Raw genomic sequence first — 21,163 nt, 5'->3', positions numbered from 1 at the left:
CTTCATGAACAAAATAAAGGATCTGGGACAATAAATGTCTCCAGACCCTAAAATCGATTAAACCGTATTTCAAAGATTCTCTAAGCTTCGACGATTGAAGTAACACGTGAATCACAGACAAGCTGCAGGTACCTAACCCTTTGTCTCAATCCACAACACTTCTGTTACAATCCCTCGGCTCTTTACTCTAATTGAGATTACTCTGCCCGGTAACGTTCTACACCGTCTAGATATGTTGCTTCTAATTCCATTGAAGGATTTAATACGATAAAGTCTGCTTCACGTCCGCTGGCAATCATACCGCAACGGTCATCAATTTTACAGCTGACAGCTGGCACAAGTGTTGCCATCATTACTGCTTGTTCAGGTGTTGCAATCTCCCAGTCAACAACATTCTTAATCGCTTCTTTCAGCTTAAGAATACTTCCTGCCAGATTTCCTGACTCCAGGCGAGCTGTTCCATCTTTTACAACCACAGGAAATTCACCTAAGTTATAATTGCCGTCAGGCATACCGCCAGCCATCATACAGTCTGTAATTAACGCAACATGATCATGACCAGCTTTTTCCATCAAAATATCCGCTGCATTTGGATGAACGTGGTGTCCATCACAAATCAGCTCAGAAAAGACATGTTTCAGCGACATCAGCGCACCCACCATCCCAGGTTCACGATGATTCAATCCTCTCATTCCATTGTAGGCATGAACAAAAACGCTAGCACCAGACTCCACTGCATCTGTAGCCTGCTCTAAAGTAGCGTCGCTATGTCCCAAGGCTACCACAACACCCTCATCTGTCACAGCTTTGACAAATTCTTTTACTCCTTTACGTTCAGGAGCTAAAGCAATTTTTTTAATCAAACCGCCTGATGCTTCCTGCCATTCATTAAAAACAGCTAAATCCGGATCACCAAAGTAACTTGGGTTTTGAGCCCCTTTATGTTCTTCAGTAAAGAAGGGACCTTCAAAATAAATGCCTTGAATTTTCGCACCAGATACCTCTTGATGAACCTTGCCAATTGTTTCAGCAACATCCTTCAAACGTTCTTTACTGGAAGTTAAAGTTGTTGGCAAAAATGAAGTAACCCCACAAGAAAGCAGTCCTTCCGACATCACTTTGATGCCCTCTGCATCGTTGTCCATTACATCATGATTCATAAACCCATGAATATGAGTATCGACAAGGCCTGGCGCTATCCATTTACCTTCTTCATTAATCACTTTGGCATCCTTTTCAGGAAGTTCTTTGTAGAAATCTCCAAAAAGTCCGTCGGTTATTTCCAGATAACCAGGACCCTTGACATCGCTTTTTAAAAAGAATTTTTCAGCATAAATAAATGTTTTCATTGTTATCCTTCTTTCTAATATTATCTTATGTTTAAGTTACTCTTAATAGCACCAGAAGTCAAGAATGGTGTAGACCTTTATAGTTTTAAATGAATGACTTGATTCAGCTGCTCAGCCAAATGTCTATATTTTTCAGCTTCATTATGCTGATTACTCAGATAGAGCAGCTCGCTTTTCAAATTGAACAGCTCTTCAAGGTAGTAGTAGCTGTTCTTTTTCCGCGCCCAGCCAATCCCTTGATTAATATAAATTTGAGCTTCTTCATAGCGTTCCTCTTGTAAAAGAAAATAAGCATAGTTAAAAAATATTTTCGTTAGCTCAGCATTGATCCGCTCGTAAGGCAAATCATGAAAATAATAGATACTTAGTTTTAGATATTTTTCCGCAGCTTCTTTTTTTCCCATCACCCCATAAGTGCTGCCCAAGCAGCTGATAATCTGAATTTCAAAATCTGAAAGATTGTTCTTATTTGACTGGTACGTATAAGAAAGCCCTTTTCTTAAATCCATTACTGCTTTTTCGTAATGATTATGCAGATAAAATTCGCAGCTGCCTAAATAATAATAATAGCGCTGCCAATCTGTATCAAGATAGATTCGCTCCTCCAGCTTCATATCGCAAATAAAGAACATCAGCTTACTATATTCTTTATGACGAAAATAATCTGCCATTTTTTCGAACAGCTGAGTTAACATTTGAACTTCTTCCGAACGAAAGTGCATAATCTGATCCATAGTAACCCCTAAACGCTGACAAATCTGCTGCATCACAACAACGTTCGGCAGTTCTTCATTGTTCTCTATTCTGCTGAGCACACTTTGAGAACAAATATCCTCAGATAACATCTTCTGCGTCAGCTTTCTTTTTTTACGTATTTCCTTAATAACACTTCCAAAAGAATTCATTATTTCTCCCCTGTAAAATGCTTTCTTAATAAATAAATATTCAAACCATTAAAATATATTATATTTAGTAAAATATGCGAATTCGCATTTTGAATTTATTGTACTTTATTGCATAATAAACTGCAAGAATATACTTCACTCACTTCACCAACTGTCAACATCACTTTATTTTTCGAATAAGGAGTGTTATTTATGACACAAGAAAAGAAGGTAAGTTTTAATTGGGAAAAAGGCAGTCATGTCGGTTATATCGAAAAGGAGTATGAGAATTCCTATCTAATCGTTGTTAACGACCCCAGCTCTGATATGGAAGAAAAATACACTAATCGTATGGTCATCAGTAAAAAACAGTGCACCTTGATTGAATGCAGCTGACCAGATAACAGACACAGTATTATTAAATAAAGTGCTCGGCAAATCTTTCAGACACTCCCGTCTGAAAGATTTGTTTTTTATTTAATAACCATAAGTTATTTTTTCAGCCTAATTATTAGATTCTCTCTTATCTCACACTTCTGCACAATCTTTGCTTTTTAACAATCCACTCAATCGAAATTCCCCAATAAATCGGTAGTATCAACAAAGCTTGAATCATCTGTATATCCAACTGTTACCAACTTTTGTAGTATCCAGTAACTAAAAAAATTTCAGCTAATCCAGCATTGCATATTTTTTAGCCTTCCTTTGTTAACAAGAGGCATAAAATCAAAGGTAGGTCAATCCACCCAAAAAAGCATATGCTTTTAGAGTTTTCAATAGATTAGAAAAAAACAAACAGTCTGGAATTAGGTATTATTCCAGACTTTTATTAATTATTTTTGTCTATAGGTACTTAAAAATTCTTCCATTTTTTCCGTTGTATATTTTAAATCTTCCATTTTAGGTAAATAAACTATCCGGAAATGATCAGGCTGCTGCCAATTGAATCCGCCCCCATGAACTAAAAGAATATGGTGTTCATGAAGAAAATCCAAAACAAATTTTTCATCATCATAGATATTAAAACGAGCAGTATCAATCTTAGGAAAAATATAGAATGCTGCTTTAGGCTTCACAACTGAAAGACCGGGAATTGCATTGATTGCATTATAAATGTACTCTCGCTGCTCATAGATCCGTCCGCCAGGAAGAAGGAGTTCATCAACACTTTGATAGCCTCCAAGGGCTGTTTGAATGATTTGCTGAGACAGCACATTCGAACACAATCTCATTGAAGAAAGCATATTCAGCCCTTCAATGTATCCCTGTACTCGTGACTTATCGCCGCTCAGTACCATCCATCCACATCTAAAGCCTGCTACACGATGAGACTTAGACAAGCCGTTTAATGTGACCACAAACAAATCCGGCGCAAGCGTTGCGATTGGGATATGAATCAGCCCATCCATCACCAGACGATCATAAATTTCATCAGAAAAAATAATTAAATCATTTTCTCTTGCGACTTTAACAATTTCCTCCAACAATTCTTTAGGGTAAAGTGCACCTGTAGGATTATTGGGATTAATAACAACAATCGCTTTTGTATTTGCTGTAATTTTAGCTTTAATATCATCGATATCAGGATACCATTCTGCCTGCTCATCACAGATATAGTGAACAGGATGTCCGCCAGCCAGTGAAACAGATGCTGTCCACAACGGATAGTCCGGCGTCGGTACCAGTACTTCATCTCCATTATCAAGTAATCCCTGCATACACATAGTAATCAGTTCACTGACACCATTTCCTGTATAAATATCATTGATTGTAACATTGGGAAACTGTTTCAGCTGACAATATTGTTCAATCGCTTTTCTAGCAGAAAAAATCCCCTTTGAATCAGAATATCCTTCAGAGTTACGGACATTCATAATCATATCTCTGACCACTTCATTTGGCGCATCAAAGCCAAACGGGGCGGGATTTCCAGTATTTAACTTCAAGATATTGATGCCTTCCTCCTGCATTCTATCAGCTTCTTCTAAAACAGGACCACGGACATCGTAACTTACATTTTCAAGTTTCTTTGATTTGTCAAAATTTCTCATACTGAATCCCTCATTTTCAAAATTTATACTTTTAAAATTACGCCAGTCTCTCAAAAAAAGCAACGATATTTTCTGAATTTTAGCTATTTTTTTATTTCATCAATAATTATGTTAGAAATATATCATTAAAGAGCCTTTTTCCACGTGTTTACTCAGCAAAAAAATTTCACTTGTTGAAAAAAACTGGTGAAATTCGCTTTATCTTTTTAAGAAAAGGCGCTCCTCTTATGCAAAAGCCTAAATGAAACAATTGTTTACATTTTCTGCAGCGAAAAAAATGACTGACCGTATATTGTGTTTCGGCCATAAGTATCTCTTCAGTCTTCTCTAAAGGACAATTCCCGCCTCCATAAGAAAGTTTTTTCTCCTTAACAAGTTCACGGCAAAGCAGCAACGCATTCCCTTGATTTGACTCCCCATGCCCTTCAAATAATGGTACCTCTTTACACACTTTACATTTTCCAAAAATCATCTTTTCCTCCTAACAAATATACACTAAAAATGAATCAATCTATGAATTCAGGCTGCTGGTTCAATATATCCCTTAAATAACCAATAAAGGAATAAACAATCGCTCTAGCCTCTATTTCTTTTAGTAGTTTTATGGTTTAATTTATTATAGACAGTAACAATTGATTTGTGGTAAAAAAGCAGTTGTCATTGTATTGGTATAGAATAAACTATAGCATAAAGCGAGGAATAAAAATGGTGAAATTTGGTTTTGGTACTATTGTACAAGGAGCACTAGGTAATTATTCTGAAAAAACACCAAAGGAATTAACGAATGAATATCGTGGTTACTTATTCGATGGCGAGGAAATTGTTATGGGCTATCAGCTGGTACGCGATGCGTTGATTTTTACGAATTATCGAATTATTTTTGTTGATAAGCAAGGAGCTACAGGTAAGAAGACCTCTTTCAAATCTGTTCATATGGAATCCATTATCGATGTGGAAATGGAGACTGCCGGCTTCGGTGTGGATGACAGTGAAATTGTCGTTACCTATCTAACAAATGTTAATCAGCGGTCAAACAATGAAAGCCATGCAAAACATAAATTTGAATTTCCTAAGAAGACAGATATTCTCCCTCTTTACCAATATCTTGGGAACATCTCTATGGAGAACCGCCGTCGAATCAATGGGTAATTATACAGGTAAAAAAACAGAGAAAAGCATGATTGCTTTTCTCTGTTTTTTCTTCTTTTCCATGACAAAATAAAAAAGCAGAAGAAATTTCTGCTTTTAAGGATGCGGTCAAGAAGACTCGAACTTCCACGGTATTTCTACCACTAGCGCCTGAAGCTAGCGCGTCTGCCAATTCCGCCATGACCGCATTTAATATAACAAAACGTCTCAAACCCGACTAATTTATAATAATGTTTTATATAAATTTTGTCAAGCATCTTCTACAATAACCTTTGGACTGCTTCCTTTTCTGAAATAACCATCTATATCAACTATTAGCGGGGCTAGAGTTGGTAATAAGAGACTGCTCATTTTCGCTTTTTTCATTCACAAATATGCACATTTATAGCTCCTTAGCGAAACTTTTCATGGTAAACTATTAGTTGTATGATTACATAATCAAAATTTTTTCGAAGGAGTGGATGAAGCGATGGAAATAATGGAAACAGAAAGACTGCAGCTTTTTGAATGGTCGGAAGATACACTTTATGGTCTGCAAAGCTTCCTTCAGGATGCTGAAGTTATGTATGCCTATGAACATAGTTTTTCGGATCAGGAGGTACGCAGCTGGTTAGAATGGAATCTTTCTAACTATAAGGAGCTAGGTTATGGCTTATGGGGCTTAAAAGAAAAAGCATCTGGAACAATTATCGGGGAATGTGGTTTAACTCATCAAGAAATCGCCGGCACGTCTTACTTGGAAATTGGTTATCACCTCAGAAAGGATTTTTGGCATAAAGGCTATGCAGCTGAAGCGGCTGAATACTGTAAAAACTATGCCTTTGAAAAACTTAGAGCCCCCTCAGTTGTATCCATTATACGAGATACCAATCTGTCTTCTATGCGGGTAGCCATCCGAAACGGAATGCTTCCAACTGAGCGTTTCGTTAAGCATTATCAAGGCATTGACATGCCTCACTATCTTTTTGAGGTAAAAAACAACCGGATATAAAGTCTAGAACTTTAACCAGCATTAACAAGATTACAAATTAAATTTTTCTTACTTTAATTGATTCTAGGCTGATTTTTACTTCGCTAATACAATTTAAGGAGTACGTATGATAGATTTTATGTTGAGTATTTCATTTAGTATAACCATAGGCTTAATTGTTGGCTTTATCTGGGGAATCTATTCAAAAATTCTTCGTCCAAATCAAAGAGAATTGAATCGAGCCAGCTTTCTAACACAAAAAATGAAAGATTATAGTACCATCATTAATTTATTTACCTTTCTACTTTTAGGAATTGGACTGGTTTGGACATTCTATTTTATGTTTATTGGAATTATTGATCCTTCTCAAACTGAGTATGCAACAAATGTTTCTCAGTTAATTGTCTCTGTTTTAACTGTATTTTCCATTATCATTGCCTTCTATCAATTTTTAAAAGGGCAATAATAAAAGAAACAAGAGCAGCTTGAATGAAATGTAGTGCCTCAAAAAGTCAAACTTTTAGGGGCACTACAAAATGATACTTATTTCTTTTATCTAACTCGATTTTAAAAATAGTTAATTATAAATACAATCTATCTAAAAATCCGTTTATTCCTAACCATCTCTGCATTCATCGTATCAAAACCGAGAATAATTGGCTGCTGACATTTCAGTACCTGCTGTTGGCGCTCGATAACTTCATTAAATTCCTCGTAATTTCTCAGTTCCTCCAAGCAGAATACCCCTTTTAAAATAACACTTTCAAAAGTATCCATTTTAAAACAGTGTACACATCCCTTAGGATTTCTACAAACATGGTTAATAATTGGATCCTTTGATTCCAAATAAAACTTTAAGGAATAATAGCTAGTTTTAACAATAGGAGCAGAACATATTTTGCTATGTGGAAATCCGGCATCTCCATTCACCGTCAGTGCAATTACATCACAGTCATTTATTAGTTGTTCAATCTTAGTTCCTATATCTATTCCCCTCTTATAGTAGAATATATCCACTATAATGAAAAATCATCTCCTCTATAAACAAAAGACACTTTTATTTAAAGAAAGCTAATCAACCAAGTTATCCCGTAAAATTTTGTTGATTTATATTCAGACAAAAAAGAATAAATTTAAAAACATATATGTTTTTTTTTTAGTTTAAAGTAAAAGCTCAAATCTGTTTACAAATCCTTAGACAACATTTTTAAGGCAATAACCGAAAGAATTACTCCTACAACAAAGCTGATAAAATGAATAACTACTCCTGAATAATCGATAAAACCGCTCCGGTACAAGCTTACTAAATTTCCAACAATCAATGGATTAATTATATATGGTCTCCTTGATAAATCTTTAATGAATTTATTTTTTCCAAGCTTTACATAGTCGAAAATCACCATTCTATACCAAGCATAGAAGTCGGCAGAAGAACTCTGCATAATAAAATCAGCAGGAAAACGTACGATAAGAAAGATTAGCCCCGTTACTATTGTACTTAAGAAAAGCACAATTAGCAGCCAAAAGCTTTTTGTACGTTTATGAAACAGCCAGGCTAAATCCATAAGCAATACATTACCTATCTGGTGAGACAATTTGAAATGGTAAAAGGAATACATAAACAGTCAATAAAACTCTTTATCAGCAATAAATTTTTCAGAATTGAAGACTAAAGCTTCATTCGCTAAGCCATTAGTCAGATAATCCAATACAAAAATGATACACATAGAAAAAAGAAAGAATACAAAATAGATATTTATTAGCTCTTCCCTGTTCAACTTCTCCGCTCTCCGTTGGTTATCAAATATTCATTATCTGTAAATTCTCCGTCTCTCAAATATGCTCAAAAAGCTACTATAAATTGAAATTAAATGACTAAAAACTTGATGTTTTATCTCTCAAATTTTGCTATACTTTATTATTGTAGGATATCTCAAAATCAATTAAAAACGGCTGTTCAGCTAAATCTGTTACTTTTCAGTGCTGGACAATCGATGACTCTTTTTAATTTTATGTTCCAACTTGAAATAAAAAAACACATCCCTCCAACCAAAGACAGGATGTGTTGGATATTTATATTGCTGTATAAACTATCCACATAAATTATACCATAGAAAAGAGGAGTTAAAATGAAAAGAATTAGTTTATTGGGGGTAACACTTTTATCAGCAGTGGTCTTTGCCGGATGCAGTAATGGGGATAGTGCAAAGGTAAAAGAGCTGGAAGAGAAAATTGAAAAACTACAAAGTAAGCTCGATGATTCTTCAACAGATGAGACTTCAGAAGACGAGGATGAAGAGGATGAGGATTTTGAAGAAAGCAGCTCATCATCAGAAAAAAGCTATAAGTCGACAAAAGAAAGCTCAAGTGAGAACACGAAATCTAGCGAAAGCACAAATGGCGATTTAGAGCTTTTTGATGGAGAATACAAAGGTGGAGATAGCTATCTTCCTACTGGACGTTACAACTTAGAGTTTGTGGGAAAAGGTTATAATTCTATCAGCAACGATGATGGCTTCTGGGAAAATAACAACGGTGGCGGAGAAAAAATTCACGGTATTGAAATTGAAAAAGGCTTAACCTACAGTATTAGTGGTGATGTAAAACTAACTAAGACTAAAAAAATTGAAAGCAGCGATGGTGTTTACGCTTTATATGGCGGTAAATACATTGGGGGAGAGGATTTACCAACAGGCACCTATGATCTTTCTTTTATCGGCAGCGGCTATAATTCTTTTAGTGATGAGAATGGCTTCTGGGAAAATAATAACGGTGGTGATGAACGATATCACGGCGTAGTTATTGAACAAGGTGAAATTTACACACTTGAAGGAGAATTAGAACTTACACTACTTCAATAGTATAACTAAATATTGTAAGTCTCTGTTATCTTACGGAGAGATAATTTTAACGCTCACTTACCCAGCCAAAAGGCTTTGCTAAGTGAGCGTTAAATAAAAAAATAAATTAATGCGGCCAAGAAGACTCGAACTTCCACGGGATTTCTCCCACTGCCCCCTCAAGGCAGCGCGTCTGCCATTCCGCCATGACCGCCTAATATAATAACAGCTGCTCTGCTTACATAAAATCCACAAAACGGCATCCATCATGCTATTTTATAATACATTACACCTTCTACACTGTCAATATTCAGACATAAAACATCGGTAGTATAATAAATTCTACTTTTCTTTTGCCAATAAATTGTAAGCGCTTCGAAACGTATTAAATACATGCTATAATAAGAACTGGAGGTGAGTACAATGGAATTGAAAAAAGAATTACTGTTACAGGTTTTGGAATACGCAGAAAGCTTAGATAACGAAACAATCTATGGTAAGAATCATATAACTGAAACTACTTGGGACTATCGAAATACGGATGTCGCTTATGCAATTTTAGTCCTCACTACTGGCAATAATCCATTGATAAATCTTGGTTCACTAGGTGATGAGACCTTTCCAATTGGTTTAACTTTTAAAGGGCATTGTATTCTTCAAAAAATGAGGAAAAATCCGTACTATTAATCATCGGTCTCAATTGCTGCAAAAAGAAAAACAAAAGATAAATGAAATGACCTCGAAGGTTAGACCTAAAAATCTAACTTTTCGAGGTCGCTATTTTTATGGTCAAACGCAGTTTTAAAATCAAGTTGAAAATTATTCCAAAGTAGCACAATCGACAAAAAGAGCTTTTGGTGCTATTGAACCTCATATTGCTGAGTTTTAACTGAAACAGCCAGTGCATCTCTTTTATTTTCTGGAAACTGTACAAGCTGAATCTTATGACTGCCGATAACCAGTCCGCCGTTCTCTTCCGTTAAAATTAAAGTAAATGCTTTATTCCCTATTTGTGCTTGTCCAGCTTCAACTCCGTCAATATATATATAGGTCGACAGTGCTGGGTCGAAATCTCTCGCTTCGTAATGAATACGTGCAACAATTACCTTATCTGAATCAATACTTGGAACAACACCATTAGCTGTAGATCCGTTTTTTCCGATTAAATGAAAGACACCCAATCCTCTATCAACGCCAAATTCCTGATAGGCAACTGTCCCTGTTTCAGGGAGGATATGACTATCTATTGTTCCTTTTTTTGTTGGTTCTTCTATTTTTTCTGAAGCAACTTTCTCTGCTGTTTCGCCATTTATCTCTCCACTACTGATAAACAAAAATACTATAGCAGCAATTACCGCAACTACTGTAGCACCTATCAGCACACCATTCAACACTTTGCTTTTCATTTTTATCCTCCCCATTTGAAATATGTAACTATTTTAACATATTGAAAAAGACATTTCTTACTATAAATGAAAAAAATCAATAATTTTTTCATACTAATCAGCGTTAAACTTAACAATTTCAAAAATTAATCTAAAAAATAGGTATCCCTTTAATTTTCTCAAAATGATTTTCAATTTTATATACACCTAAAAGCTACCACCTACCAGATAGATAAAATGAACACTGCTGTTCATGTTTCTTCATTACTCTCAATAGAAACTTTTGTCTACTCTTTAAAATGACAGCTTATAAAAAATCTGCACACCATTGGCATTGCTTACTAAATAATGCAGAAGAAACAGTCATAGCTATAACTGACTGTTTCTTCTGCATTTCATAAGGAGTTTTCACATTGTTCTCTATTATAAACGAATACGGGTACCACTTTCTCCATTAATTGCGAGCGGTGCTTTTTCTAAGGAAGCAATGACTGCTGTTCTACCAGCTTTTGAAGCAGCAAATTCTACGGCCGCTTCAACCTTTGGCAGCATGCTGCCTGGTGCAAACTCTCCGGCCTGAATATATTCTTTGGCCTCAGCTACTGTTATTTCTTCAAGATTCTTTTGATCCGGCTGTCCAAAACGAATAGCAACATGATCAACAGCTGTTAGGATAAAGAAGTAATCAGCATCTACCAGGTCAGCCAACTTCGCTGAAGCTGCATCCTTATCGATAACCGCCAACGCACCTTTGTAATCGCCGTCTCCCTGTTTTACCACCGGGATTCCGCCGCCGCCGCAAGCAATTACGATGAACTCACTATTAAGTAAATTCAAAATGGAATTACTTTCTACAATATCAATCGGCTTAGGCGAAGCAACCATTTGGCGGTAGCCTCTGCCAGAATCCTCTTTGAATACTAACGCCGGATTTTCTTTTTGTAGCTTTTCAGCTTGTTCTTCAGTGTAAAAGCTGCCAATCGGCTTGGTTGGCGCTTCAAACGCCGGATCTTTCGGATCTACTTCTACCTGAGTAACAATTGTCGCTACGTTCCAAGGCATGCCTTCTTTCCGAAGCTGATTCAAAATTCTATTCTGCAAATGAAAACCAATATACCCCTGACTCATTGCTGTACATTCTGGAAGCTGGAAATGAGCAACAGATTCATCCTGATCAGCAGCCATATTCAATGCTTTTTCCAGCATCCCAACCTGAGGACCATTTCCATGGCTCAGAATGATTTCATGACCCTGCTTAATTAGATTGATTAATGCAGGAGCGGATGCTTCAATTTGTTCCAGCTGTTCCTCTGGAGAATTTCCCAGCGCATTTCCTCCAAGTGCAATAACGATTCGTGACATCTTTTTTCCTCCTGCTTCCTAACATTTTGGCTGTTGCTGTGTAATACAGTGAATGTTTCCACCGCCGTACACTACTTCTACTGTATTAACCCCTACTACTTCATGATTTGGGAATATTTCCTGAATTTGCTGAATAGCCAGTGCATCATTTTCATCCCCATATTGAGGAACGATTACACCATTATTTGTAATCAGGAAGTTCATATAAGAAGCAATACAAATATCTCCATCTTCTCTTGGCATTGTTCCTTCTACATAATCAATCTTAAATGAGCCTTTGATTGTTACATTTTCAACAGGACAACAAATTTTGTGAACCTTCAGTTTTCTACCTTTCGCATCAGTCATTTCATTTAAACGCTTATATGCATCCTGAGCAGCTGCATAGAAAGGACTGTTTTCATCTTCTGTATAAATGCAGGCAACCTCTCCCGGTGCAACAAAGCAGGCGATGTCGTCAACGTGTCCATTGGTTTCTTCAGGATCGATACCATCCTTCAGCCAGAGAACTTTCTCACAGTTTAGATAATCACAAAGTTTAGCTTCAATCTCTTCTTTGGTCATATGAGGGTTGCGTCCTTCACTCAATAAGCACATTTCTGTAGTTAAAACTGTTCCTTCACCATCTACATGAATCGAACCGCCTTCTAAAACAAAATCTGGTGTCCGATAAGAATCCACATGTTCAATCTCACAAATTTTCTGAGCCACTAAATCATCTTGATCCCAAGGGAAATACAAGCCATCTACTAAACCGCCCCAGGCATTAAATGCCCAATCTGCACCACGCAATTCACCTTTATCGTTAATTAGGAATGACGGACCGCAGTCTCTCACCCAAGCATCATTATTAGACATTTCATAAACCGTAATTTCCGCCGGCAGCTGCCGGCGACAGTTCTGGAACTGTGCTTGAGAAACAACCACATTCATTGGGGTAAAACGGCTGATTGCCTTAGCAACTTCAGTAAACGCCTCTTGCACTGGTTTGCCGCCATCCCGCCAGTTATCAGGACGTTCCGGCCAAATCATCCAGACTTTTTCCTGAGGTTCGTACTCACCGGGCATTCTAAATCCGTCTTGCTTAGGGGTTGTTCCTTCAATTCTTTTAGCCATCTCTATCTACTCCATTCGTTTTATTTTTTTATTTTCTTGAATAAAATGATTCCTTCACCAAATAGGACAAAAACAATTGCGCCAATGGTTATCGGCAGCTGTTCATTTAGTGTTTCCGCATCAAATTGTAGAGGCAGCGCTGTAAATACCAGAGAAATAAGAATTAGAATCATTGGTACAACAACTAGAACTTTTAAGAACAAATCGCTTCCTCCAACCTTGAATGGTCTCGGTGTATCTGGATCGATTTTTCTCAGTTTATAGAAAGCTGGGAAAACCGGTACATAAGATAATAAGAACATCACCAGATTTAACGAGAAGAATGCCCAGAATAAATCTTGATTCGGCAATATTGGTGCGATTATTACTACAACTGATGCAACGACACCGTTCATGATTGCTGAACCAATCGGCATTTCATTCTTCTTACTTCTCAAACCAAAGAATTTCGGCATATCGCCATTTTCAGCAGCATAGCAGGCCGTATTATTTACACCAAGTGACCATGAAATCATATTGCCAAAAAGTGTTAACAGGAATAGGAAAGCCATCGCGCCAATGAAAAACCCTGAGTTTGATCCTGTAAGCAGCTTGAAGCTATCCATTAGACCACTGCTTGTACTAATTTCTTCTGTCGGAATGGCTACGCCAATACCAAATGCTGAGAAAATATAAATCGCGGCAATTACAATTCCTGCAGCAATAATTGACTGAGGAATTTGTTTTTTAGGATTTTCCATATCATCAGCAAACGTACAGATTACTTCAAAACCTAGTAGGTTAAAAATGATTACAGAGATAAAGGATAAGCTGTGAAGATCAAATTTCGGCAGCATCGAACCAACAGAGTATTCGTTCGCTACACCTTTGGTTAATGCTACATAAACGCCCAGTCCGCCGATTAGAACTGCCAGCAGCATTTTAACAACAGCTGCTCCGTTCAAAATCCAGATACTGTCGCTGACTGGGTAAAAGCTAATCCAGACAATCAACCAGATGAAGATTAATTCAATAATAACAGCTCCTACTGTAGATACTTCAATACCAGTAATTGTGGTAATTAATTCAGGACACATAACTGCTAACGATGCTAACCACAGCGGATAATTAATCCAATAATACCAGGATACTCTAGAGCCCCAGCGGTGACCGTAAGCCTTTGTCACCCAATCATAGATTCCCCCATCGCCAATATAAGTAGTTCCAAGCTCAGATGAAATTAGACCATAAGGGAGTAAAAAGGCAATTAATAGAAAAATCCACCAAAAAAACTGCGAATTCCCAATTGCAGCTACTGGTGCGGCCGCTTCTGCCACAAACACCACACATATTACAGAAAGTATGGCGCTGAATAGACTAAACTTTTTTCGTTTTGCTTCCATGTTTAACATCCTTTCTTTTGGGTGTATGGAAGTAGGAGGGAAAACAGCTTAACTTTCCCTCCCGTCAACGAATATACTTCTCAGAAGAATGTTCCTAAGCTGTTTTCTCTGAATACTCCGATAGCATTTTTTACAATGGTTTACCTAAAAATACTTCCAGTGCTGCTTTTGCATCCGCTTGTTTTTTGATATCAATCGGATTTCTTTCGTCATGCTTGCCTAATAGATAAACTAGTAAACCGCGAATTGAGGTTAAACGATTTTCTGCTTCATCAAAACAGATAGAGTTTGGTCCGTCCATCACTTCATCTGTTACTTCTTCACCTCTTGAAGCAGGCAGGCAGTGCATAAATTTACAATTTTCTCCTGCTTTTTTCAACATGTCGGCAGTCACCTGATATTTTGGATAGAAAATAGCTAAACGTTCTTCTTCAGAAAGCTCAGCATCATAAAGACCATACCAAACGTCTGTATATAGAAAATCAGCTCCCATAATATCATCTTCATTATCAGTGATTAAGAAGCTTCCTCCTGAAACTTCACAATTTTTTGTCAGTTTAGCCTGATGGTCTTCATTTAATTGGTAGCCTTTAGGTCCAAAATGAACAAAATTCATTCCCATTTTAGTTGCAATCAAACCAAGAGAGAAACATACCTGAGTAGCATCCCCTACGAAAACAACTTTGCAGTCTTCAATCTTTTTACCTTCCGGCAAATGTTCAATCATTGTACATAAATCGCCTAATTCTTGTGTTGGGTGATTATAATCTGACATTGCGTTGATTACAGGTATTGTGGCATGAGTAGCTAAATCATCTACACTATGATGACGGTCAACACGAGCCATGATAATATCTACTAATCTTGAAAGAACACGACTAGTATCTTCTATTGTTTCATGTCCGCCCAGTTGAATCTGACCAGGTGCTAGGTATTGAGCATGACCACCTAATTGTGTCATGGCTGTTTCAAAAGATACACGTGTACGAGTAGAGCTTTGCTGGAAAATCATTCCAAGTGATTTATTTTTTAATAGTTGAGGATAATAACCGTTTTTGATACATGCTTTAATTTTTAATGAAAGATCTACAATTTCAGTAATTTCTCCTTTCGTATAATTTTCAGTTGTAATAAAATCTTTTTTTGACATGTTTGTTTCCTCCTCATTTTTCCTTTGTGCTTTTTACACTCCAAACTATAAACTTTAAAAAACAAGTTTACGATAAACCAACGGATGTAAACGCTATCATTTTGTCCCTACCTAAGTATTTAATCATTCAGAAAATGTAGGTTTATCAAGGGTTTAGAAAAGTTTAGATGAAAAGTTTAGAAAGTTTTATGAATAAACCTTTGAAAAAATGTTATAATTTAAGCGCAAAGAAGAAATAGAACCTTATGCTTTACTTAGTCATTTTTTATTTATTTTCGATCATTTTATTTTGCTGTCTACTATACACAAATCGTTATCATTCGAAAAAAATGAAAGGGGTTTCTTCATGATGATATCTATTTTTATCTATAATATCTTATTGATTGTCCTATATGCGCTCGCCATGTCTCTTTCTATTAGCTTTTACATGAAAGAAAAAAAGAAAATCTACATGGTATTAACTATTTTTCTGCTATTTTTTATTTTTGATAATGTCATTATTTATATGACAGAGTTTATTAACTCCTTTGCCTCCAGCTACAATCAAACCTTTATGAGTATTCCTGCTGCTAAAACCATTATTTATTTGGCAAACGCTTATTGCTCATTTTTAATCATCACAACACTTTTAAATGAAAAACTCAAAATGATTCACTACCTACTCTTAATTATGATGGCTGTTTGGCTCTTAAGTGTTCCGCTTCTGCCTAACTCTGCTTTTAAAATCTGGCTTTACTATCTGCCTAATCAACTACTCATGATTTACATGGGGCTCTTTGCCTGGATGAAGTGGCGCAGACATTCGGCTGAATTATCTACTAACAGTGCTTACTATTTGAAGTGGGCTGCACTTGCTTCTCTAATTGGCGGGATTCTGATTTTACTTGAAGACACCTACGTCATCTTTAACCTGGATCAATACACCTCCCTATCGATTAAAATCAACAATCGAAACGTTTGTGAAGATATTTTCTCAATCCTTATTTGCGTGTTAATGATGAAGTTCTTCCTCCATGACAGTCAGAAACCTGTGGCAGTTGAAGAGCCTGAACAAAATAATGAAGCCGTTCTATTTGAAAATTTTTGCTGTCATTACGCTCTTACACAACGGGAAAAAGAAATTTTCACCCTGCTACTTGCTCATAAACAGAATCAGGAAATCGCCGATGAAATTTTTCTCTCTATCGGCACAGTCAAAACCCATGTCCACAATATTTTTATTAAACTAAACATCAAAAAAAGAAATCAGATATTTAGCTTATACGAAGCATTTACAGCAGATCAAAGCAATACACTCTCTCCGCTGAATCAGCAGCAGAAACATCCTTCCTTTTGAAAGGAGTCTGCAGCAAATTATGTTGGCAAGAAAAAACTGAATAAAAATGAAGAGCTTGGAACGAAAAAGCAGAGAATTGTACCGACCTCCAAACGTTAGAATTTTGGTCTAACTTTTGGGGTCGGTACAATTTTTTATTTTGAAATAGCCTGCTGGTTTTTTACTAATAAAATATGCTCATTCCAATTTTTTGAAGCTGCTCTTTCCAATCAGTTGTGAGCAAATCAGATGGGAAATTATCTAGAACATGCTACTATAATCAAAACCAGCATTATATGGAAAGTGGGGAGAAAATCATGCATGAGCAAACAACCTTGTTAGTTGCTAAAGATGAACATTTGTATTTTTTTGATACGCTAACTGATATCGATGTCATTTCAGGCCATCAGCTACTTCGCATTCCTTTGGATAAAAAAAGCTGGGAAAACAAACTCTCTCAGTATTGTCTGATTATTTTTCTTGATAACGGCTTTGAACCAGTCATGGCCAAGCTGGTTCGTCCATTAACAAATGCCAAACTGGTCCTTTTCTTCTGGAATCACCTTACTGAAGAAAAAATCACCATGCTTCAACAAACACAATCAGATCAAATCATCGACGACATCTACAGCTTTGATCCTCTGGAAGCTCAGAATTTCTCATTAAAACATAATTCAAGCTTTTACTCGAAGCACATGCAGCTGCCGAAAGAGCCTGTGAATCATGATATCTTTTTTGGTGCTTCTAATAATGGCCGTGGAAAACAGGCGCACTATCTTTTGGAAATCTTTAACTACCTACGCTTACATAGTCGTTTTTTCATATTGGAAGGAAAAGGAAACGACCAAAAAGGCTATCTCTCCTATCCTGATTATCTGATCCTGACTGCTCAAAGTAAGAGTATTTTAGAGATTATGCGACCTGGGCAAACTGGTATCACATTACGCTCCCTTGAGTCTATCTACTTCAAAAAGAAGTTACTTACAACTAATAAAAAAATCCGTTACTACCACTTTTACAATCCTGCCAATATATTTATTATTGGCTATGACAATTTCACCGATCTCCCGGACTTTCTTGAAACACCATACCTTGCAGAAAATGATACGTTCTTAGATTTTTATGACCATAGTCAATGGGCACAGCGGTTTCTTGCAGAGGATTCCGCTATCTTTGAAGAACTAGAGTACCGACCGCAGCTTTTCGATTACCATTACGCTGAATAGCAGACAAAAAGAGCACACCAAAACAGATAGTTCGTTTTGGTGCGCTCTTTACAGGATAAGCAACAAGACAGAAGTAAATTCTTATACTAAACTACGGCAAATAATTACAGGAACAGCTCTTTCAAAAACAAGCAGACATTCCCTAAAATTTGAAGAGTATTTACGGGATTTCTTGCCTGTTTTTTAGCCATAAATCTTTTTTGTTTTATTTGACAAAAAAGTTATATTCTTCTTACTTTCTATTTCCCTATCCATTTCAATGTACCCCGACAATTTCCACAGACATAGCGCTGAGTATTTATCTTTCGTTTTCGTTTGATTACTCCACCACAGCTCGTACATCGATAAACCTGAAACTGCTGCTCATCAACCAGTGACTGCACATATCGGCTCCCACCAGTAACAGCAAGCAACTTTTTAAACTCAGGATCTTTATGTTGATAGCCTCTACCCTCTATATGAAGATGATAGTGGCATAATTCATGCTTAATCACGCCGATCAATTCTGCCAATCCATATTTTTCCAATACTTTGGGATTAAAATCAATGTCGTGAGTGCTTAAATGGTAGCGGCCTCCGGTTGTTTTCAAGCGACTATTGAAATACGCTTTATGAAGAAACGGCTTTTGAAAAAATTCCTGCGATACCTGCGATACCAGCTGCTGCAGCTCTCCATCTGTTTCTGGTGCGCTCAGCTCTGCTAATAATTGGCTCACTTGTCGTTTCCTTTTGGCAGCATCGTCAGACTAATTCGTCCTTTTGCTACATCAATTGCTTCTACCCAGACAGTCACTACATCTCCAACAGCTACTACATCTGTTGGATGCTTAACAAAACGATTGCTCAGTTTGGAAATATGAACCAAGCCATCCTGCTTTACGCCAATATCTACGAAAGCACCAAAATCAATCACATTTCGAACGGTTCCTTCAAGCTCCATCCCCGGCTTCAAATCCTCCATAGAAAGTACATCTTTTCTTAAAAGAGGGGCGCTCATCTCATCCCGCATATCTCTTCCCGGCTGCTGCAGCGATGCTAAAATATCTTTTAACGTCTCAAGCCCGACAGATAGCTCTGCTTCCAACTGCTGTGCTTTCAGCGTTTTAATTTTTTCTGTTGCTTCAGCGGTTCCCAGAGTTTTCAGTTCAACATCAGCTTTTGCAAGAATAGCTTTCGCCGTATCATAGCTTTCTGGGTGAATACCTGTATTATCAAGAACATTTTTCCCATCCGGAATTCGTAAAAAGCCGATAGCCTGTTCATAGGCTTTCGGTCCTAAGCGAGGAACCTTTTTTATTTGATTTCTAGCAGTGAATGCGCCATTCTCATCCCGATAGGTTACCAAATTCTGAGCTGTTGTTTTATTCAGACCAGAAATATACTGCAGCAGCTGCGGACTCGCCGTATTCACATCTACACCAACCTGATTTACCGCTGTTTCAACGACAAACGCCAGCTGTTCAGCCAATCTTTTTTGAGAAACATCATGTTGATATTGTCCCACACCAACGGCTTTAGGATCAATTTTTACCAGCTCTGCCAATGGGTCCTGTAAACGGCGGGCAATACTGACTGCACTTCGCTCTTCAACCTGAAGATTAGGAAATTCTGTTCGAGCTACCTCACTGGCAGAATATACGGAAGCACCTGCTTCGTTTACGATAACATAATAGATATCCCGCGGCAGTTTTTTCAGATGTTCAGCAACAAACTGTTCTGATTCCCGGCTGGCTGTACCATTACCAATCGCAACCATCTCTACACCATATTTTTCAATTAGCTTTTGAAAAGCCGGGCCTGCTGCAGCTCGTTTTTCACCAGACGCTGGTTTATGCGGATAAATGACATCAATAGCCAGCACCTTTCCTGTAGCATCCACGACTGCCAGCTTACATCCTGTGCGATAAGCAGGGTCAAAGCCCATCACTACTTTGCCTTTTAGCGGCGGCTGCAGTAGTAAATTGCGTAGATTTTCGCCAAAAATACGGATGGCTTGCTCATCAGCCATTTCAGTCAGCTGATTGCGGATTTCCCGCTCAATTGCTGGTCCAATAAACCGTTTATAACTATCTGTATAAGCTGCGATAATCGCTGACGCGGCAACCGAGTTCTGCTTTTTACCAATCAGCTGTCTGTTAAAATAATCATTAATCTTCTCTTCTTCTACAAGCAGAGATACTTTTAAGATATCCTCTTTTTCTCCACGGTTTGTAGCCAAAATTCGATGAGAGACCATCTTACTTACCGGTTCTGAAAAGTCATAGTACATCTCATAAACAGCTTTTTCATCTTTATCACCGTTCTTAACTGTACTCGTGTATTGTCCTTTATTGAAAGTAAAATCACGAATCCATTTACGGAATTTGGCTTCGTCACTAATTCGTTCAGCCAGGATTTCATGTGCGCCAGCCAATGCGTCAGCAACTGATGCTACTTCCTTACCGCTGTCAGTATACTTCTCGGCTTCGGCAGAAACATCCCCGGCTTCAGGCAGTTGAGCCAGCCAATCTGCCAACGGCTCCAGCCCTTTTTCTTTTGCAATTGTTGCTTTGGTCCGCCGTTTTTGCTTATATGGACGATAGAGGTCTTCTACCTGCTGCATTTTTGCAGAAGCAAGGATTTCTTTTTTCAGCTCTTCTGTTAATTTTCCCTGTTCTTCAATGATTCGTACAACTTCTTCTTTTCTTTTTTCCAGATTTTCCAAGTAGCCGTAGCGTTCTTCTATTTCTCTAATTTGTACTTCATCTAGACTTCCCGTCATCTCTTTACGGTAGCGGGCAATAAACGGGACTGTATTTCCTTCACCCAATAAAGTCAGTACTGTAATCATTTGTTTTGGGCGATATTCTGTTAATTCTTTTTGGAGTAATTCTACTATTTTCTGATTGTAACTATCAGTCATTGTTTCAACCTCTTTCTTTAGCATACCTATCTATTTTAGCACATCTTGCCAGTTTTTTGTAGAAACCCAGATGCATAACTGA

At 37.3% G+C, this 21,163-nt stretch carries 21 protein-coding genes and 2 tRNA genes; 8 read left to right on the top strand and 15 right to left on the bottom strand.

Annotated elements, in window-relative coordinates; translation table 11 throughout:
* Positions 1 to 197: 197 nt before the first annotated feature.
* Together nagA and ACPWSO_RS08465 are read right to left on the bottom strand one after the other, a co-directional pair.
* Positions 198 to 1,349, bottom strand: coding sequence for an N-acetylglucosamine-6-phosphate deacetylase (gene nagA, locus ACPWSO_RS08470; RefSeq protein WP_426082480.1), 1,152 nt, complete (start codon positions 1,347 to 1,349; stop codon positions 198 to 200).
* 77 nt (positions 1,350 to 1,426) lie between these two features.
* Positions 1,427 to 2,254: a helix-turn-helix domain-containing protein gene (locus ACPWSO_RS08465; RefSeq protein WP_426082479.1), complete on the bottom strand. Its 828-nt coding sequence runs from the start codon at positions 2,252 to 2,254 to the stop codon at positions 1,427 to 1,429.
* 192 nt (positions 2,255 to 2,446) lie between these two features.
* Between ACPWSO_RS08465 and ACPWSO_RS08460 the strand changes: the two genes are divergently transcribed.
* On the top strand, positions 2,447 to 2,629 hold the full coding sequence (locus tag ACPWSO_RS08460) for a hypothetical protein (protein WP_426082478.1): 183 nt from the start codon (positions 2,447 to 2,449) through the stop codon (positions 2,627 to 2,629).
* A 437-nt stretch (positions 2,630 to 3,066) separates the two neighbouring features.
* On the opposite strand, the gene ACPWSO_RS08455 is transcribed toward ACPWSO_RS08460, so the two are convergent.
* Both ACPWSO_RS08455 and ACPWSO_RS08450 read right to left on the bottom strand, forming a co-directional pair.
* Positions 3,067 to 4,284: a pyridoxal phosphate-dependent aminotransferase gene (locus ACPWSO_RS08455; protein WP_426082477.1), complete on the bottom strand. Its 1,218-nt coding sequence runs from the start codon at positions 4,282 to 4,284 to the stop codon at positions 3,067 to 3,069.
* A gap of 166 nt (positions 4,285 to 4,450) precedes the next feature.
* On the bottom strand, positions 4,451 to 4,756 hold the full coding sequence (locus ACPWSO_RS08450) for a hypothetical protein (protein ID WP_426082476.1): 306 nt from the start codon (positions 4,754 to 4,756) through the stop codon (positions 4,451 to 4,453).
* Positions 4,757 to 4,989: 233 nt separating this feature from the next.
* Here ACPWSO_RS08450 and ACPWSO_RS08445 point away from each other — a divergent pair, with 233 nt between their 5' ends.
* Positions 4,990 to 5,433, top strand: coding sequence for a PH domain-containing protein (locus tag ACPWSO_RS08445; RefSeq protein ID WP_426082475.1), 444 nt, complete (start codon positions 4,990 to 4,992; stop codon positions 5,431 to 5,433).
* A 103-nt stretch (positions 5,434 to 5,536) separates the two neighbouring features.
* On the opposite strand, the gene ACPWSO_RS08440 is transcribed toward ACPWSO_RS08445, so the two are convergent.
* Positions 5,537 to 5,620 (bottom strand) — tRNA-Leu (locus ACPWSO_RS08440).
* 282 nt (positions 5,621 to 5,902) lie between these two features.
* Here ACPWSO_RS08440 and ACPWSO_RS08435 point away from each other — a divergent pair.
* On the top strand, positions 5,903 to 6,424 hold the full coding sequence (locus ACPWSO_RS08435; RefSeq protein WP_426082474.1) for a GNAT family N-acetyltransferase: 522 nt from the start codon (positions 5,903 to 5,905) through the stop codon (positions 6,422 to 6,424).
* A gap of 106 nt (positions 6,425 to 6,530) precedes the next feature.
* Positions 6,531 to 6,869, top strand: coding sequence for a hypothetical protein (locus ACPWSO_RS08430; RefSeq protein ID WP_426082473.1), 339 nt, complete (start codon positions 6,531 to 6,533; stop codon positions 6,867 to 6,869).
* A 128-nt stretch (positions 6,870 to 6,997) separates the two neighbouring features.
* On the opposite strand, the gene ACPWSO_RS08425 is transcribed toward ACPWSO_RS08430, so the two are convergent.
* Together ACPWSO_RS08425 and ACPWSO_RS08420 are read right to left on the bottom strand one after the other, a co-directional pair.
* On the bottom strand, positions 6,998 to 7,138 hold the full coding sequence (locus ACPWSO_RS08425) for a hypothetical protein (protein WP_426082471.1): 141 nt from the start codon (positions 7,136 to 7,138) through the stop codon (positions 6,998 to 7,000).
* Positions 7,139 to 7,587: 449 nt separating this feature from the next.
* A complete protein-coding gene (locus ACPWSO_RS08420) occupies positions 7,588 to 7,968 on the bottom strand; it encodes a hypothetical protein (RefSeq protein WP_426082470.1) in 381 nt (126 codons plus the stop codon).
* 564 nt (positions 7,969 to 8,532) lie between these two features.
* On the opposite strand from ACPWSO_RS08420, the gene ACPWSO_RS08415 reads away from it, so the two are divergent.
* Positions 8,533 to 9,264, top strand: coding sequence for a hypothetical protein (locus ACPWSO_RS08415; protein WP_426082468.1), 732 nt, complete (start codon positions 8,533 to 8,535; stop codon positions 9,262 to 9,264).
* A 110-nt stretch (positions 9,265 to 9,374) separates the two neighbouring features.
* Here ACPWSO_RS08415 and ACPWSO_RS08410 read toward each other — a convergent pair.
* Positions 9,375 to 9,457, bottom strand: a tRNA-Leu gene (locus ACPWSO_RS08410).
* Between the two features lie 209 nt (positions 9,458 to 9,666).
* Between ACPWSO_RS08410 and ACPWSO_RS08405 the strand changes: the two genes are divergently transcribed.
* A complete protein-coding gene (locus ACPWSO_RS08405) occupies positions 9,667 to 9,930 on the top strand; it encodes a hypothetical protein (RefSeq protein ID WP_426082467.1) in 264 nt (87 codons plus the stop codon).
* A 173-nt stretch (positions 9,931 to 10,103) separates the two neighbouring features.
* Here ACPWSO_RS08405 and ACPWSO_RS08400 read toward each other — a convergent pair whose 3' ends face one another.
* From ACPWSO_RS08400 to ptcA, 5 genes are all read right to left on the bottom strand, one after another.
* Positions 10,104 to 10,649 carry a hypothetical protein gene (locus ACPWSO_RS08400; protein WP_426082466.1) on the bottom strand — a complete coding sequence of 182 codons (546 nt, stop codon included), beginning with the start codon at positions 10,647 to 10,649 and terminating at the stop codon, positions 10,104 to 10,106.
* Between the two features lie 402 nt (positions 10,650 to 11,051).
* Entirely contained in the window at positions 11,052 to 11,990 is a 939-nt protein-coding gene (gene arcC / locus ACPWSO_RS08395) for a carbamate kinase (RefSeq protein WP_426082465.1), read from the bottom strand.
* 18 nt (positions 11,991 to 12,008) lie between these two features.
* Positions 12,009 to 13,106: an agmatine deiminase gene (gene aguA, locus ACPWSO_RS08390; RefSeq protein ID WP_426082464.1), complete on the bottom strand. Its 1,098-nt coding sequence runs from the start codon at positions 13,104 to 13,106 to the stop codon at positions 12,009 to 12,011.
* Positions 13,107 to 13,126: 20 nt separating this feature from the next.
* Positions 13,127 to 14,488 carry an APC family permease gene (locus tag ACPWSO_RS08385; protein ID WP_426082463.1) on the bottom strand — a complete coding sequence of 454 codons (1,362 nt, stop codon included), beginning with the start codon at positions 14,486 to 14,488 and terminating at the stop codon, positions 13,127 to 13,129.
* A 130-nt stretch (positions 14,489 to 14,618) separates the two neighbouring features.
* Complete coding sequence (gene ptcA / locus ACPWSO_RS08380; protein ID WP_426082462.1) at positions 14,619 to 15,638, bottom strand: putrescine carbamoyltransferase; 1,020 nt, start codon at positions 15,636 to 15,638, stop codon at positions 14,619 to 14,621.
* Between the two features lie 346 nt (positions 15,639 to 15,984).
* Between ptcA and ACPWSO_RS08375 the strand changes: the two genes are divergently transcribed.
* Positions 15,985 to 16,974, top strand: coding sequence for a response regulator transcription factor (locus ACPWSO_RS08375; protein ID WP_426082461.1), 990 nt, complete (start codon positions 15,985 to 15,987; stop codon positions 16,972 to 16,974).
* A gap of 296 nt (positions 16,975 to 17,270) precedes the next feature.
* Complete coding sequence (locus tag ACPWSO_RS08370; protein ID WP_426082460.1) at positions 17,271 to 18,179, top strand: oligosaccharide biosynthesis protein Alg14; 909 nt, start codon at positions 17,271 to 17,273, stop codon at positions 18,177 to 18,179.
* Between the two features lie 239 nt (positions 18,180 to 18,418).
* Here ACPWSO_RS08370 and ACPWSO_RS08365 read toward each other — a convergent pair whose 3' ends face one another.
* Together ACPWSO_RS08365 and ACPWSO_RS08360 are read right to left on the bottom strand one after the other, a co-directional pair.
* Positions 18,419 to 18,895: a SprT family protein gene (locus ACPWSO_RS08365; RefSeq protein ID WP_426082459.1), complete on the bottom strand. Its 477-nt coding sequence runs from the start codon at positions 18,893 to 18,895 to the stop codon at positions 18,419 to 18,421.
* Positions 18,892 to 21,081 (bottom strand): Tex family protein, encoded by a 2,190-nt coding sequence (locus ACPWSO_RS08360; protein ID WP_426082458.1) that lies wholly within the window; start codon positions 21,079 to 21,081, stop codon positions 18,892 to 18,894. Before ACPWSO_RS08360 ends, ACPWSO_RS08365 begins: the two co-directional genes overlap by 4 nt.
* Positions 21,082 to 21,163 lie beyond the last annotated feature (82 nt).

It is taken from the genome of Enterococcus sp. LJL51, assembly GCF_049894025.1.
Taxonomy (GTDB): Bacteria; Bacillota; Bacilli; order Lactobacillales; family Enterococcaceae; genus Enterococcus_L.
This window is presented reverse-complemented; position numbering and strand designations above follow the sequence as displayed.

Bases quoted from the DNA above. Each gene is read 5' to 3' on its own strand.
- ACPWSO_RS08400 (WP_426082466.1), bottom strand. From the start codon at position 10,649: ATGAAAAGCAAAGTGTTGAATGGTGTGCTGATAGGTGCTACAGTAGTT.
- aguA (WP_426082464.1), bottom strand. From the start codon at position 13,106: ATGGCTAAAAGAATTGAAGGAACAACCCCTAAGCAAGACGGATTTAGA.
- ACPWSO_RS08435 (WP_426082474.1), top strand. From the start codon at position 5,903: ATGGAAATAATGGAAACAGAAAGACTGCAGCTTTTTGAATGGTCGGAA.
- ACPWSO_RS08370 (WP_426082460.1), top strand. From the start codon at position 17,271: ATGCATGAGCAAACAACCTTGTTAGTTGCTAAAGATGAACATTTGTAT.
- ACPWSO_RS08450 (WP_426082476.1), bottom strand. From the start codon at position 4,756: ATGATTTTTGGAAAATGTAAAGTGTGTAAAGAGGTACCATTATTTGAA.
- ACPWSO_RS08405 (WP_426082467.1), top strand. From the start codon at position 9,667: ATGGAATTGAAAAAAGAATTACTGTTACAGGTTTTGGAATACGCAGAA.
- ACPWSO_RS08455 (WP_426082477.1), bottom strand. From the start codon at position 4,284: ATGAGAAATTTTGACAAATCAAAGAAACTTGAAAATGTAAGTTACGAT.
- nagA (WP_426082480.1), bottom strand. From the start codon at position 1,349: ATGAAAACATTTATTTATGCTGAAAAATTCTTTTTAAAAAGCGATGTC.
- ACPWSO_RS08360 (WP_426082458.1), bottom strand. From the start codon at position 21,081: ATGACTGATAGTTACAATCAGAAAATAGTAGAATTACTCCAAAAAGAA.
- ACPWSO_RS08445 (WP_426082475.1), top strand. From the start codon at position 4,990: ATGGTGAAATTTGGTTTTGGTACTATTGTACAAGGAGCACTAGGTAAT.
- ACPWSO_RS08460 (WP_426082478.1), top strand. From the start codon at position 2,447: ATGACACAAGAAAAGAAGGTAAGTTTTAATTGGGAAAAAGGCAGTCAT.
- ptcA (WP_426082462.1), bottom strand. From the start codon at position 15,638: ATGTCAAAAAAAGATTTTATTACAACTGAAAATTATACGAAAGGAGAA.
- ACPWSO_RS08465 (WP_426082479.1), bottom strand. From the start codon at position 2,254: ATGAATTCTTTTGGAAGTGTTATTAAGGAAATACGTAAAAAAAGAAAG.
- ACPWSO_RS08430 (WP_426082473.1), top strand. From the start codon at position 6,531: ATGATAGATTTTATGTTGAGTATTTCATTTAGTATAACCATAGGCTTA.
- ACPWSO_RS08385 (WP_426082463.1), bottom strand. From the start codon at position 14,488: ATGGAAGCAAAACGAAAAAAGTTTAGTCTATTCAGCGCCATACTTTCT.
- ACPWSO_RS08415 (WP_426082468.1), top strand. From the start codon at position 8,533: ATGAAAAGAATTAGTTTATTGGGGGTAACACTTTTATCAGCAGTGGTC.
- ACPWSO_RS08375 (WP_426082461.1), top strand. From the start codon at position 15,985: ATGATGATATCTATTTTTATCTATAATATCTTATTGATTGTCCTATAT.
- ACPWSO_RS08420 (WP_426082470.1), bottom strand. From the start codon at position 7,968: ATGGATTTAGCCTGGCTGTTTCATAAACGTACAAAAAGCTTTTGGCTG.
- arcC (WP_426082465.1), bottom strand. From the start codon at position 11,990: ATGTCACGAATCGTTATTGCACTTGGAGGAAATGCGCTGGGAAATTCT.